Consider the following 13,703-nt stretch of genomic DNA (forward strand, 5'->3'; position numbering starts at 1 on the left):
GAATTGTACTAGGTGTTACTTGCTAAAAATGTGTTTGTTAACAATGTTTTCTAGCTCTTCTTGGCGACCTGATACGTGTTTAGGATCAATGTTGTCGCCAATAGCTTGAGTTGCTAAAGACTCTAGGCTGTAATCGCCAGTCATAATGGCTTTACCTAGGTCACCGCTCCAACCAGCGTAGCGATCTGCAACGATGTTGCTGATTTCTTGGCTTTCAATTAGGCTAGCGGCTTTCTCAAGTGCTAATGCACAAGTGTCCATTCCGCCAATGTGGCCGTGGAAGAAGTCGGCTGGATCGATACTTTGACGACGTAGTTTAGTATCAAACATTAAACCACCATCTTTAAAGCCACCAGAGCGCAGAATGTCGTACATTACTGGCGTCCACTCTTCAACACTGTTAGGGAATTGGTCAGTATCCCAACCTAGTTGCGCATCACCGCGGTTAGCATCAATAGAACCAAATAGGCCTAGTGAAATAGCAGTCGCAATTTCGTGGTGGAAAGAGTGACCCGCTAGAGTTGCGTGGTTAACTTCGATGTTTACTTTCACTTCGTCTTCAAGACCGAACTGCTTCAAGAAGCCGTATACAGTAGCTGTATCGTAGTCGTATTGGTGCTTAGTAGGCTCAGCTGGTTTTGGCTCAATTAAGATTGTGCCGGTAAAGCCAATTTTGTGTTTGTGCTCTACTACCATTTGGAACAAGCGGCCTAGCTGCTCGCGCTCTTGGCGTAGATCAGTATTTAGCAATGTTTCGTAACCTTCACGGCCGCCCCATAATACGTAGTTTTCACCACCTAGCATTTTGGTTGCGTTCATAGCAGTAAAGATTTGGCTCGCAGCGTAAGCAAATACTTCTGGGTTAGGGTTAGAGCCAGCGCCAGACATGTAACGTGCATTTGAGAATGCGTTTGCTGTACCCCAAAGAAGTTTCATGCCGGTTTCGTCTTGTTTCTGAGCAAGAACGTCCATCATTACTTTCATGTTTTCAGCGTACTCTTTAATAGAGTTACCTGCTGGAGCTACGTCTACGTCGTGGAACGAGTAGTAAGGCGTGCCTACTTTAGAGAAGAAGTCGAAGGCTACGTCAGCTTTCATCTTAGCCATTTCAAGCGCGTTGCCAGGCTTCTGCCAAGGACGGTCGAAAGTGCCAGTACCAAAGATATCAAAACCATCCCAGCAGAAGTTATGCCAGTAACAAGCACCAAAACGTAGGTGCTCTTCCATGGTTTTACCCATGATTACTTTTTTCGCGTCGTAGTGACGGAACGCTAGTGGGTTAGTGGACTCTGGTCCTTCGTATGCGATTTTTTCAAACTGGTCAAAATATTGAGCCATGGAACTACTCCTAAAAAAGAATGCGTTTTCATCGGAGAACCAATCTCCTTCTGTGAGCTTATTGTTAGCCTTGCTTAGCTTTCTCTCAATTATGAAAAATGCAGACTTTTTTCAGCTATTTACTTTTCGTGCGCTAACTCGCGTTTTAAACAGCGCTTTTTTAGGAATTTTCAAAAAATCTGCAATAACATTGCAGGTGTGTGAAATTTCGTAATGCTATTTAGTGGTGTTTTAAGCGGTAAACACTGGATGAAAAGCTATTCATCTTATCTTGTATGGCATGAAACCCATGTTTGCCTAGCGGTAAATGCTGGCATGAGTTAAATGCTGGCATGAGTTAAATGCTGGCATGAGTTAAATGCAGCCATTCGTTGCGAATGTTTGATTTATTGAGTGTATAGGGGCACTTAATCAGCGTTGCGCTTTAGTCCCGACAACGAGTAAGTATTGTCTAAGTATTTGTTTTGCACTTCGCTAATGGCTCGGTTGAGGTCTTGCATAAAGCCGGGATGATGTTCCAAGTAAGCCTTAGAAATGTAGATACCAAAGGGGGCAGAGCGCTGCACAACTTCAATATATTCACCACTTACTAAGTTGGGGTGAACATGGCTACTTTTAAATACATCAGCCGACAAAAATGCCGCATCTATGCGTTTTAGATCAAATAGGAGTTGCGCAAGTTTAGTAACATTTTTTTGCTTGCCAACAACTTTGAAGTGATGAGTATTAAGCCAGCGTAAGGTGTTGGTTCCTTCAATTGAGGCAACTTTTACATCGGTCTTAAAGTTGTTGGCATCTGGATCGAAATAGCTGTCGTAGCGAAAAAACCAACTCCAATTGTTGTAAACAATTGGCTTAGAAAACTCGGCGATAGCATCACGTTGGCTGTTCTGAGATGCAAAGAAAAAACCATCAGCCACGCCGTATTGCACATCGCTAAGCGCGCGTTTGTAGTTGGGTACCGGGGCCATTTTGTAGGGCTGTTCCAGCACTTGCATGATTTTTTCGACTAGAAAATTACCAGCAGCTGGTTGCTCGTCACTGGCATAAGTATAAGGAGGAAAATTTGGATAAACTAAACGTAAGGGATCCGCTTTTACTTGGCTAACAAGCAAGCTTACGATAAGCGTTATCATTACCCTTGAGAATAGCTGCAAAAACAGTCCTTTTTAATTTTTTTCAAGCCCCAACAACAAGTATAGACAGCTGTTTAAGATCAGTGGTTTAGCTAGAGTAAATACTTTGGTTTGGTGAGTTGAGTCTTACTTTTTCGGCTTTGCTTGTCAATCAACATCATTTAAAGATGAAAAAAAAGGCGCTGAATCATCAGCGCCTTTAGCTCGATAGGTAAAAATCTTAGCTATTGAGCAAGCTTAAGCTTTGGTCTACTACGTTTTCTACAGTAAAGCCAAATAGTTTGAATAGCTCACCAGCAGGTGCCGATTCGCCAAAGCTTGTCATACCTACAGTTACGCCATCTAGGCCAACATATTTGCCCCAGAAGTCGGCTTGTAGTGCTTCAACAGCTACACGAGCACGAACAGCTTTTGGCAGTACAGCTTCGCGGTAAGCAGCATCTTGTTTGTCGAAACGCTCAGTACACGGCATAGATACAACACGTACTTGCTTACCTTGCTCGCTTAACTTGGCTGCGGCTTCAACGGCCAGCTCTACTTCTGAGCCAGTGGCGATAAGAATAAGCTCTGGAGTGCCACTACAGTCTTTAAGAATGTAAGCACCGCGATTAATCAACTCTAGTTGTTCACCGCTACGTTTTTGTTGAGCAAGGTTTTGGCGAGAGAAGATTAACGAACTCGGGCCATCACTACGTTCTACTGCATTGATCCAAGCCGCTGCTGATTCAACTTGGTCACAAGGACGCCATGTTTCCATGTTTGGTGTTAAACGTAAGCTAGCCACTTGCTCAACCGGTTGGTGAGTAGGACCATCTTCGCCAAGACCAATAGAGTCGTGGGTGTAAACAAAAATAGAACGTTGCTTCATTAATGCTGCCATACGTACCGCGTTGCGGGCGTATTCCATAAACATTAAGAAGGTGGCCGAGTAAGGAACAAAACCGCCGTGCAAAGCAATACCATTTTGCATTGCCGACATACCAAACTCACGTACACCGTAGTGTAGGTAGTTACCTGAGGCATCTTCTGCGCTTACTGATTTAGAGCTAGCGTGGAAGGTTAGGTTTGATGGTGCAAGGTCGGCAGAACCACCTAGCAATTCAGGTAAGATTTTACCGATTACATCAAGGGTGTTTTTAGACGCCATGCGGCTAGCAATGTTTGCTGGCTCGTTTTGCAAGCGTTGCAATAAAGCTTGAGTTTCAGCTTTCCAGTTTTCTGGTAACTGGCCTTCTACGCGACGAGCGTATTCGGCAGCTAGCTCTGGGTAGGCTTTTTTGTACGCGGCAAACTTGTCGCTCCAAGCGTTTTCTTGCTCGCTGCCTTTAGCTTTGTTATCCCAAGCTTGGTAAACATCTGCTGGGATTTCGAACGCGGCGTGTGGCCAGTTTAAGAATTCACGAGCCGCTTTAATTTCTTCATCACCTAGAGGTGCACCGTGACAATCATGCGAGCCAGACTTATTTGGTGAACCAAAACCAATAATGGTTTTAGTACAAATTAGCGTAGGTTTAGTAATGTCGGCTTTAGCCGCGGCAATTGCAGCGTTAATTTGTTCAGGGTCGTGACCATCAACATCGCGTACTACGTTCCAGCCGTAAGCTTCAAAACGTGCTGGTGTATCATCGCTAAACCAGCCTTCAACGTGACCGTCAATAGAGATGCCATTGTCATCCCAAAACGCAATCAGCTTACCTAAACCTAGGGTGCCGGCCAATGAACATACTTCGTGAGAAATACCTTCCATCAAACAACCGTCGCCCATAAAGGCGTAAGTAAAGTGGTCAACAATATCGTGACCGTCGCGGTTGAATTGTGCGGCTAACATTTTCTCTGCTAGTGCCATACCTACAGCATTAGCAATACCTTGGCCTAGTGGGCCGGTAGTGGTTTCAACACCCGGTGCGTAACCATATTCTGGGTGACCCGGCGTTTTAGAATGCAATTGACGGAAGTTTTTAAGCTCTTCAATTGGCAAGGCGTAGCCGCTTAGGTGAAGTAGCGAGTACAACAACATAGAGCCATGGCCGTTAGACAAAATAAAGCGGTCGCGGTTGCTCCAGCTTGGGTTGCTAGGGTTATGCACTAAATGGTCGCGCCATAGTACTTCGGCAATGTCTGCCATGCCCATAGGTGCGCCAGGGTGACCCGACTTAGCTTGTTGTACACCGTCCATGCTTAAAGCGCGGATTGCGTTAGCGTATTGTTGACGAGGGTGAGTCATCTTCTGTTTCCTAATCATTAATAAATCTTAAGCTTCTAGCGCTTCAATTAGCATGTTGTCTAGCTTCACTTGGTCAACTGCAAAGGCACGAATACCTTCTGCCAGTTTTTCAGTTGCCATGGCATCTTCGTTATGTGCCCAGTAGAATTCTGCTTCGGTCATTGCAGCAGGACGGTTTTTGCTAACACCTTTATCTTGTAGGCGAACTTCTAGTTGCGCTTCGGTTTGGTCTAGCTCTTCAAGTAAGGCTGGGCCAATGGTTAGGCGGTCACAACCGGCTAGCTCTACGATTTCGCCAATGTTACGGAAGCTTGCGCCCATCACTACAGTGTTGTAGCCGTGGTCTTTGTAGTAGCTGTAGATTTCTGATACCGAGATAACACCCGGATCTTTAGCTCCAGCAAAGTCTGCGTTAGCGTCTTTAGCTTTGTACCAATCAAGAATACGGCCAACAAAAGGTGAGGTAAGGAATACGCCAGCTTCGGCACAAGCGCGGGCTTGGGCAAATGAGAACAACAACGTAAGGTTACAGTTAATGCCTTCCTTCTCTAGTTGCTCGGCGGCGCGAATACCTTGCCAAGTAGAGGCTAACTTAATCAATACACGTTCTTTGTTAATGCCAGCCGCTTCGTAAAGCTCAATTAAGCGGCGTGCTTTAGCAATACTGGCTTCGGTGTCAAATGACAAACGTGCGTCTACTTCCGTAGAAATACGACCCGGTACTAACTCAAGTACCTTACAACCAATGGTTACTACCAGTTTGTCGGCAGCCATTTCGATTTGTTCGGCTTGGTCGTTTGATTGGGTTTTAGCCCAGTCGGCTACGTCTTTAAGTAGGCTTGAGTACTCAGGTAAACCTAAGGCCTTAACAATTAACGATGGGTTTGTGGTGGCATCTTCAGGTGAGAATTTGCGCATTGTGTCTAAGTCGCCGGTATCGGCAACAACCGTGGTGTATTGTTTTAGCTGTGTAAGTAGAGAACTCATAAGATGTATAGACCCTTGTAATGAAAACTAATTGTGCGGCTTGTTTGGTGAGCCTTCATTATTGGTTGAAGGTCATTGACCAAAGCTAAGCTTCATGTCCGTATTAAAGTGCCAGACTGGCAATTAAGCGCAATTACGCTTTTTTTAGCGCTAATGTTGAATTTTCGCAGCCCTGATCCAGATCACGCTTTATTAAGCGTTTTGTTGAATTGGGCCACGCAAGCTTCATGTTGCTGTCACACTCCCTTGCATGGTGCGCTGATTTGTTGAAAAAAGAAACGCATCACCACCGCAGAGTTTTAATAACAGTGATGATGTTTTTTTGATCTTCACCAGATCTGTTGGGTTACGTTTTTACCAAACCCTCAGCTCTTGGTTGTGCTCTGGAATAGCGTAATTACTCAACAAGCTAGGCTATCACTGCGCTTACTCGCTTATAGTGGCAGCTAATTATGCCAGCTTGATGAAACTAGGCTTGCTCGATTAACTCTTCGGTATCTTCAATAAGTGGAGCTAGCTCTCGGTTTGTTACACCTTTTTGTTCGCGCAACATGCCTGGAGTCATGTTCCAGCGTTTCTTAATTGCGCAAGACAAATACTGCGGGCTACTAAAGCCCACCACTTTAGCTATCTCACTTAGGGTTTGCTCGGTATCCACCAATAGCTCTAGCGCTAAATTAAGTTGGGTATCCAGCAAGTAAGCGTGCAGCGACATGCCTAACTCTTCATGGAATTTGTTGTCGATAGCACCACGAGAGCAGCCTAGTTCGGCCAGAATTTGTTTTACCTTAATATTGCCTTGGTTAATTCGAATAAGGCTTAACGCGCCTCGCACTAGGTTGTCTTTAAAATGGAAAAAGTCGGTAGAATCTCGGCCTATAACCCGTTCAGGTTGTACAAAGTGATGGCGTTTAACTAAGTTTTTGCCATCCATTAGTGGTTGCAGAAGTGAGGCAGTTAAATACCCCATGGCACGGGTGCCTTGGCGAACCGAAGTTAACGTAGGCAAGCTTAAGGTGCAGTTTAGTTCGTCATCGTCGATCCCCATGATAGAGACTTCTTCGGGGATGTTAATTTTAGCCTGCTGGCAGGCGTAGCTTAGTTGGCGAGCGCGCACATCGTTGGCAGCAATGATCCCTACTGGCTTAGGTAGGCGGCTGAGCCAATCAACTAAACACTGTAAGTCACTGTCCCAGGTATCAATGTTGTCTTTAGCGCTAAACTGGCTATAGGCGCATTGGTTACGCTCACACCAATCACGCAGCAGCTGCTCGCGGTTGGCCGACCAGTCATTAAAGGGGCGGTTGGGGTAACCACAAAATGCTAAATGGGTATAACGGCGCATTTTTAAGAAACGTGCCGCCATATTGATGATCTGTTTATTGTCAGACATCACCACCGGGTAATCTTGCATGGTATTCGCTACGGTTTCGCTACTGGCAATGCCTACTACTGGGATATTTCGAGACTTAATCGCATCGCGAATTTCTGGGTGGTCGAAGTCGGCAATTACGCCGTCACCCTGCCACTTACTAAAATCGTCCACCGAAAATAGATTTTGTTCTCCAATGAACAAACTCCAAGGAGCACCATTTTTCACAAATGACGATATGCCGGTAATGATGCCTCGGTCGTAAGCCATGTTAGCGTTCAAAAGAAGCGCTACGCGATAGTTCTTTGCCATAGTATTTGTCTTCCGTATTACTACGTTCAATGGGCCGTGGTGAGCACATGTGATAAATGCGGATTTATCAGATGTGTTCACTTAGCTGGCAGAACAGCCATAGCAAGGCTATGGCTGTTCGTTGGGTTTATTGCTTAAAAAAGTGGTGCTAGTTTTGGGTAAAGCGCTTGGTAAGTTTCGCGGCGTTTAGCGTAAACGGCATGGCGCTCGGCATTCACTTGGTGAACTTCAACTAACTCTGGCACTGGGCAAATGGCGGCTAGATCTGGGTTCTCGGTTACCCCAAGTTGGGCTAAACGTGCAGCACCTAGTGCTGGGCCTACTTCGCCGCCTAAGCGGTAACTGACTGCTTGACCAAATACGTCGGCCAGCATTTGACGCCAAAACTGACTGCGCGCACCGCCACCAATCAAGGTGATTTCTTCTGGTTTTAAGCCCGTTGCATGCAATGCGTCTAAGCCGTCGGCAAAGGCATAAGCCACGCCTTCTAAGACCGCGCGGCATAAATCTAAGGGGCCAGTTGAATGGGTCATGCCAAAGAATACGCCTTTGGCTTCAGGATTATTGTGCGGAGTACGCTCACCCGATAAGTAAGGTAAAAAGTACACTGGGTTATCACTTTCTGGTGCGGCTTCTACGGCAGCTAACATGCTTGGCACGTCTGCTTGGCCAGTTAAGTTAACTACCCAATCTAAACATGAAGCGGCACTAAGAATGACCGACATTTGGTGCCAGGCACCAGGCAGTGCGTGACAGAAGCTATGTAAGGCTGATTCGGGGTTGCTTAGGTAACCGTCACTTACTGCAAAGTAAACACCTGAGGTGCCTAAAGACAACATCGCTTGGCCAGGCTTAGTAATGCCAACACCTACAGCGCCAGCTGCGTTATCGCCACCACCTGCTACTAATGGCACGGCGGGCATGCCCCAGCGCTCGGCGAGTTCTGCTTTAAGGTTCCCGGTAACCTCACTGCCTTCAAATAGCTCAGGCATGTGTTCACGGCTAAGGCCAGTGGCCGCTAGAATGTCATCACTCCAGTCGCGTTTGGCTACGTCTAACCACATGGTGCCGGCCGAATCTGACATATCAGAGGCAAAGTTACCCGACAGCAAGTAACGCAAGTAATCTTTAGGCAGTAGTACATTGTCTACCTTGGCAAAAATTTCCGGCTCGTTTTGCTTAACCCAAAGCAGTTTAGGCGCGGTAAAACCTGGCATCATCAGGTTGCCAACAATATCGCGAGAATTAGGCACTGCGCGCTCTATTTCTTCACACTGAGCTGCACTGCGGCCGTCGTTCCATAAAATGGCTGGGCGTAAAATTTCGCCTTGGGCGTCCAGTAAGGTAGCGCCATGCATTTGGCCACTTAGGCCAATCGCTTTAACTTCTGCTAGCGAATGTTGTTTGCTTAATGCGCTAAGTGCATCTTGAGTGGCTTGCCACCAGTCTTGCGGAGCTTGCTCAGACCACAACGGTGCAGGACGAGATACTGTTAAGCTTTCGGTGGCTTGGCTTAAAATGTCACCGTTTTCAGCCTGCAGCACAACTTTTACTCCAGAGGTGCCTAAATCAATACCGATATACATAGAAGTTCCTTATTGGACGCGAGCTGCTCGGCGAAACTACACTGTAATTAAGCGGCAGCAAAAGTGTTTTAAATATGAGCTCATCCTGCCGCGGATTGGAAACTTGGCTCAATTACGAAAATTACCAGAGGAATAGCGTTTTTCCATGGCGTGCCTGAGTTCACAGTTTCGTTTTAAATATGCATGATCATAATCACATTACGATTTTTCACAGTAGCGTTCGGCTCTTTTTTTTTAGATATTAAATTAAATCTTGATTGGCACCGTGCTTTTAGGAGCCCCACATGTTTGATAAACGTTTCAAAATTACATTGTTATTTAATGCAAATAAGGTTTATGACCGTCAGATCATTAAAGGTATTGGCGACTACTTACAGGCATCACAATGTGATTGGGATATATTTCTAGAGGAAGATTTTCGCTGTCGGATCAGCAAACTACAACATTGGGTAGGCGACGGCATTATTGCCGATTTCGACGATCCAGAAATTGAAAAAGCCCTAACTGGCCTACGTGTGCCAGTAGTGGCTGTTGGCAGCTCTTACGAAAACCCAGAGCAGTACCCCGATTTTCCTTATGTGGCCACCGATAACCGTGCTTTGGTTAATTCAGCCTACGAGCACCTAAAAGCCAAGGGTTTAGAGTACTTCGCTTACTACGGCATGCCTCCCAATGAGGGCAACCGTTGGGCGATGGAACGTGAAGCGATTTTTCAGCAACTGGTAGCAGGTGATGGTTACGAGTGTGCGGTTTATCGCGGCATGGAGACCACCCCAGAGTCTTGGCAGTATGCAATGAATCGCCTAGCGGATTGGATTCAATCTATGCCTAAGCCGGTAGGCATTGTAGCGGTATCTGATGCGCGAGCGCGCCACTTACTGCAAGTGTGTGATCACTTGGGGATCATCGTACCAGACAAAGTATCAATTATTGGTATTGATGATGAAGACTTAACTCGCCATTTAAGTCGAGTATCTTTGAGTTCGGTGGCGCAAGGTTGTCGAAAAATGGGCTTCCAAGCGGCCAAGCTATTGCACCGCCAACTACAAGGGCAAGAATTACGTAAAGTGCGTGAGCTGGTTGGCCCAGAGCAAGTGGTTGAGCGCCAATCTACCGATTACAAAGCGCTAAAAGACCCTTATGTTATTCAAGCGATGCACTTTATCCGCCATAACGCCTGTAAAGGCATTAAGGTTGAGCAAGTATTAGATTATGTAAAAGTCTCGCGTTCAAACCTAGAAAAGCGCTTTAAAGATGATATTGGCCACTCGGTTCACCAAGAAATTCACTGTGCCAAGTTAGAACAAGCCATGAGTTTGTTGCGTAATACCGAGCTTTCTACCTCCGACATTGCGGAGCTATGTGGTTACCCTTCTTTGCAATACATGTATGCGGTATTTAAGAAAGACCTTGAGTTAACGCCTAAGGCTTACCGTATTAGCAAACAAGAGCAAGAAGAATAGTCAGCAGTAACAGCGCTTTGGCTTGAGTCAAAGCGTATTTCCTTTTAAGCTCAAGGCTGTTTGCTGGTTGGTATAAAAGGAGAGCTGCACTTGTCGAAGATTAATAAAGTTGCCATTGTCGGTGGCACCCACGGTAATGAATTTAGTGGGGTGTACTTAATAAATAAATGGCAGCAACATCCTCAACTTATTGCCCGTCCTAGCCTCAAAGTAGAAACTGTATTTGCCAACCCTAAAGCGCATGGTGAAAACAAACGCTACATTGATGCCGATTTAAATCGCCAATTTAGCGCCAGTAACTTGGCTGATTTTAGTTTGGCCAATTATGAGCAATCACGCGCTAAAGCGCTGCACCAGCAGCTTGGCCCTAAATCAAAACCGAACATGGATTTGATTATCGACTTGCACAATACCACCTCTAACATGGGACCTACCCTTATCTTGTTAGAGCAAACACCTTTTTATAAACAACTTGCCGCTTACGTCACTATGCAGATGCCAGAAGCTGTAGTGTTTCTTGATGAACCGGAAGAGGATATGAGTAATCACCGCTTCCTCGCAAGTTGTGGTAAATATGGCGTTTTAATTGAGGTTGGGCCGCAGCCGCAATCGGTATTGCGTCAAGATGTGTTAGAGCAAATGGAGCAAATGACCGGGCATATTCTTGATTTTGTAGAGCTGCATAACCAACAAGATTTACCTGAGCTACCTACACAAGTTGAGGCCTTTTTGTATCTCGATAGCATTAAACTACCGCTTAACGACAAGGGTGAACGACTAGCGATGGTGCACAGCAATGTGCAAGACAATGACTACCAGCCAATTAATACTGGTGACCCTATTTTTAGAACCTTTATGGGCGAAGACATTTGTTATCAAGGCGAGAAAACAGTATATCCAGCGTTTATTAACGAAGCGGCTTATTACGATAACGACTTAGCCATGTCCTTGCTGGATAAAGTGTATTTGGAGCTTGAGTAACACCACTTAACAAGAGCGCTAATTTGGCGCTCTCGTTAGTTGTTTAGTTGCGCACTCACCATCTTTATTATGTAGCTTTTCTCTAAAGGTTTTCCTGCCATTATTTGATGGTTTAGCAAACCCAGCATAAGCGTGTATAGGCTATCTTTAGCTTCTTCTGATACATAGCTTGCCAGAAGCTCTAAGTAGTTCTGATTAGCCAGTTGCATGCATGCATCGCTGGCCACATTTTCCTCACCAATCACTTCAATATAGTCGGCAATAAGTTGCATTTCTTTGAAGAATCGCGGCGCCATTTGCCGAAAGATAATGACAAAGTTTTCTAAGCGCTGTTCAAGCTTGGCCTGGGGCGCCAATGGCGCATCAATTAGTGCCGAGGCATCAACACTTACAATGGCTTCGGTGGCTGCAATAAAAAGCTGATCTTTGCTTTTGTAGTAGTGGTAGACAGCGCTTTTGCTCATGCCTAGCTGTTCACACAGTTGGCGCATTCCAATATTTTTGTAGCCATATTCGAGAAATATCTCTGTGGCTTTTAGCGCAATCTCCTTGCGCTTTTCATCGTGATTTATCAGCTTTGGCATTTGATTCTCTAGCTCTCTGTTACGCCTAGCACTATAACATGGGTTATTTTTTTAGACCACTCGGACAAAATAAAGCTTTACCTTTGTGTGGATTGGTTTTATTTTAAAAAGACCGAGTGGTCCAAATAAGGTGAAGGTTATGAATATTGATTGGCAGCTGCCCGAATTGAGAGCAGGCGTGAAGGGGAAAGTTGATAGCTTTATTGGTCCAGGTGCTACTGATGCGGAGAAAGCTTTGCAACTGTATGTACCTTTTATATCGAGCGCAGCTCTGCTGTTGTGGGCATGGCACGGCGAGCTGGGATGGAGTGTATTTCAGTTTGTTGTGGCGGGTATTCTTGCGGTTGATATTGTTGGCGGCATCATTACTAATGCTACTTCCAGTGCTAAGCGCTGGTTTCATCGTGATGGACAAGGCTTTAAACAGCATATCAGTTTTATAGCTTTGCATTTTGTGCAGTTAAGCCTATTCAGTTGGGCTTTTTTGCAGCTGGATGTTTGGTGGGTTTTGTTAACCGGTACTTATATGCTTGTCGCTTGTGCGTGGGTATTAAAAACGCCGCTGTATTTGCAGCGTCCGGTGGCCTTGATCTTGTATTCGTTTGCGCTAGTTCTTACCTTGGCTGTGTTTGATGCACCGCCGGGATTAGCGTGGTTTCTGCCTTTGTTTTATCTCAAACTACTCATTAGTCACATATTGCGAGAGGAGCCTTATCGCCCGGATTTAGAGACTAAACAAAAGGTGGAGAATTAAACCGATGGATAAGGAGCAAAAAGTATTGTTGGTTGGGGCCACTGGTTATTTAGGTCTGCACATTGTTGAGCAGCTATTGGCCAGTAATATAGATTTTAAAGCCGTTGCGAGAAACCGCGCTAAGTTACTGGATAAAGGTGTACCCGAGCAGCAAATTATTCAAGCGCAAGTCACCGAGCCAAAAGCCATAAAAGGCATCTGCGAAGATGTAGATGTGGTTATTTCCTGTTTGGGTATTACTCGACAGCAAGATGGCCTGACTTATTTGGATGTGGATTATCAAGCCAACTTGAATCTTCTGTTAGAAGCGGAACGAGCGGCGGTCAGTAAATTCATTTATGTCTCGGCTTTTAATGCTAAAAAGTATCCGCAAGTGCGTTTGTTGGCGGCTAAAGAAAAGTTCGCCAAGCGCTTATTAAGCTCTTCATTACTGCAAGGCTGTGTGCTTAGGCCAAACGGCTTTTTCTCCGATATGACAGAACTGTATCGTATGGCAGCAAGCGGAAAAGTGTACATGTTTGGCAATGGCGAGGTGCGAGCTAATCCTATTCATGGCAAAGATCTAGCAAGGTTTTGCATCGATGCAATAGCTCGGCGTGAATCAGAATTAGACGTAGGCGGACCTGAAGTATTGTCGATGAACCAGATGGCTCAATTGGCATTTCAAGCGCAAGACAAGCCGTCAAAATCAATTAAGCTTCCAGATTTTATCCGGCGCATTGCTCTTAGTATTGTTAAGCGACTCCCAGAGAAATGGGGCGGGCCAGCAGAGTTTTTTCTTACAGTGATGGGGCAAGATTCTATCGCACCCGCTTTTGGACAATATACCCTGGGTAATTATTATCGTGATGAGTTAAGTGCGAAAGCAAAGCAACAAAGGGTTTAATTGTAGTGTGTTAAGCAACAATGTCGTTTGGCTTAAGGAAAGCATTGGCGATTCGTTTTATGCTGCTAGCCTTGTGTTGA

At 45.4% G+C, this 13,703-nt stretch carries 11 protein-coding genes; 4 read left to right on the forward strand and 7 right to left on the reverse strand.

All coding sequences use genetic code 11. The annotated features are described in order from the left end of the window. Positions 1-15: 15 nt before the first annotated feature. From xylA to xylB, 6 genes are all read right to left on the reverse strand, one after another. The gene (xylA, locus tag LQZ07_RS02495) at positions 16-1,338 is read right to left on the reverse strand and encodes a xylose isomerase (protein WP_016401994.1); all 1,323 of its coding nucleotides are present in this window, start codon (positions 1,336-1,338) and stop codon (positions 16-18) included. A gap of 407 nt (positions 1,339-1,745) precedes the next feature. Then, complete coding sequence (locus LQZ07_RS02500) at positions 1,746-2,495, reverse strand: hypothetical protein (RefSeq protein ID WP_152783061.1); 750 nt, start codon at positions 2,493-2,495, stop codon at positions 1,746-1,748. A gap of 199 nt (positions 2,496-2,694) precedes the next feature. Then, on the reverse strand, positions 2,695-4,698 hold the full coding sequence (tkt, locus tag LQZ07_RS02505; protein WP_194164144.1) for a transketolase: 2,004 nt from the start codon (positions 4,696-4,698) through the stop codon (positions 2,695-2,697). A 27-nt stretch (positions 4,699-4,725) separates the two neighbouring features. After that, entirely contained in the window at positions 4,726-5,685 is a 960-nt protein-coding gene (gene tal / locus LQZ07_RS02510) for a transaldolase (RefSeq protein WP_152783065.1), read from the reverse strand. Between the two features lie 469 nt (positions 5,686-6,154). Further along, positions 6,155-7,369 carry a XylR family transcriptional regulator gene (locus LQZ07_RS02515; protein ID WP_016401989.1) on the reverse strand — a complete coding sequence of 405 codons (1,215 nt, stop codon included), beginning with the start codon at positions 7,367-7,369 and terminating at the stop codon, positions 6,155-6,157. A 134-nt stretch (positions 7,370-7,503) separates the two neighbouring features. Further along, positions 7,504-8,955, reverse strand: coding sequence for a xylulokinase (gene xylB, locus LQZ07_RS02520; RefSeq protein WP_152783068.1), 1,452 nt, complete (start codon positions 8,953-8,955; stop codon positions 7,504-7,506). 284 nt (positions 8,956-9,239) lie between these two features. On the opposite strand from xylB, the gene LQZ07_RS02525 reads away from it, so the two are divergent. Then, positions 9,240-10,418, forward strand: coding sequence for a DNA-binding transcriptional regulator (locus LQZ07_RS02525; protein ID WP_016401987.1), 1,179 nt, complete (start codon positions 9,240-9,242; stop codon positions 10,416-10,418). Between the two features lie 90 nt (positions 10,419-10,508). Beyond that, on the forward strand, positions 10,509-11,399 hold the full coding sequence (locus LQZ07_RS02530; protein WP_152783070.1) for an aspartoacylase: 891 nt from the start codon (positions 10,509-10,511) through the stop codon (positions 11,397-11,399). A 35-nt stretch (positions 11,400-11,434) separates the two neighbouring features. On the opposite strand, the gene LQZ07_RS02535 is transcribed toward LQZ07_RS02530, so the two are convergent. Further along, a complete protein-coding gene (locus tag LQZ07_RS02535; RefSeq protein ID WP_152783072.1) occupies positions 11,435-11,983 on the reverse strand; it encodes a TetR/AcrR family transcriptional regulator in 549 nt (182 codons plus the stop codon). Between the two features lie 139 nt (positions 11,984-12,122). Here LQZ07_RS02535 and LQZ07_RS02540 point away from each other — a divergent pair, with 139 nt between their 5' ends. Both LQZ07_RS02540 and LQZ07_RS02545 read left to right on the forward strand, forming a co-directional pair. Further along, positions 12,123-12,737, forward strand: coding sequence for a hypothetical protein (locus tag LQZ07_RS02540; RefSeq protein WP_152783074.1), 615 nt, complete (start codon positions 12,123-12,125; stop codon positions 12,735-12,737). A 4-nt stretch (positions 12,738-12,741) separates the two neighbouring features. Further along, on the forward strand, positions 12,742-13,623 hold the full coding sequence (locus tag LQZ07_RS02545; RefSeq protein WP_152783076.1) for an SDR family oxidoreductase: 882 nt from the start codon (positions 12,742-12,744) through the stop codon (positions 13,621-13,623). Positions 13,624-13,703 lie beyond the last annotated feature (80 nt).

Origin of the sequence: Agarivorans sp. B2Z047 (assembly GCF_023373605.1) — a bacterium.
Lineage (GTDB): Bacteria > Pseudomonadota > Gammaproteobacteria > Enterobacterales > Celerinatantimonadaceae > Agarivorans > Agarivorans albus.

Bases quoted from the DNA above. Each gene is read 5' to 3' on its own strand.
- LQZ07_RS02525 (WP_016401987.1), top strand. From the start codon at position 9,240: ATGTTTGATAAACGTTTCAAAATTACATTGTTATTTAATGCAAATAAG.
- LQZ07_RS02540 (WP_152783074.1), top strand. From the start codon at position 12,123: ATGAATATTGATTGGCAGCTGCCCGAATTGAGAGCAGGCGTGAAGGGG.
- LQZ07_RS02535 (WP_152783072.1), bottom strand. From the start codon at position 11,983: ATGCCAAAGCTGATAAATCACGATGAAAAGCGCAAGGAGATTGCGCTA.
- xylB (WP_152783068.1), bottom strand. From the start codon at position 8,955: ATGTATATCGGTATTGATTTAGGCACCTCTGGAGTAAAAGTTGTGCTG.
- xylA (WP_016401994.1), bottom strand. From the start codon at position 1,338: ATGGCTCAATATTTTGACCAGTTTGAAAAAATCGCATACGAAGGACCA.
- LQZ07_RS02515 (WP_016401989.1), bottom strand. From the start codon at position 7,369: ATGGCAAAGAACTATCGCGTAGCGCTTCTTTTGAACGCTAACATGGCT.
- tal (WP_152783065.1), bottom strand. From the start codon at position 5,685: ATGAGTTCTCTACTTACACAGCTAAAACAATACACCACGGTTGTTGCC.
- tkt (WP_194164144.1), bottom strand. From the start codon at position 4,698: ATGACTCACCCTCGTCAACAATACGCTAACGCAATCCGCGCTTTAAGC.
- LQZ07_RS02545 (WP_152783076.1), top strand. From the start codon at position 12,742: ATGGATAAGGAGCAAAAAGTATTGTTGGTTGGGGCCACTGGTTATTTA.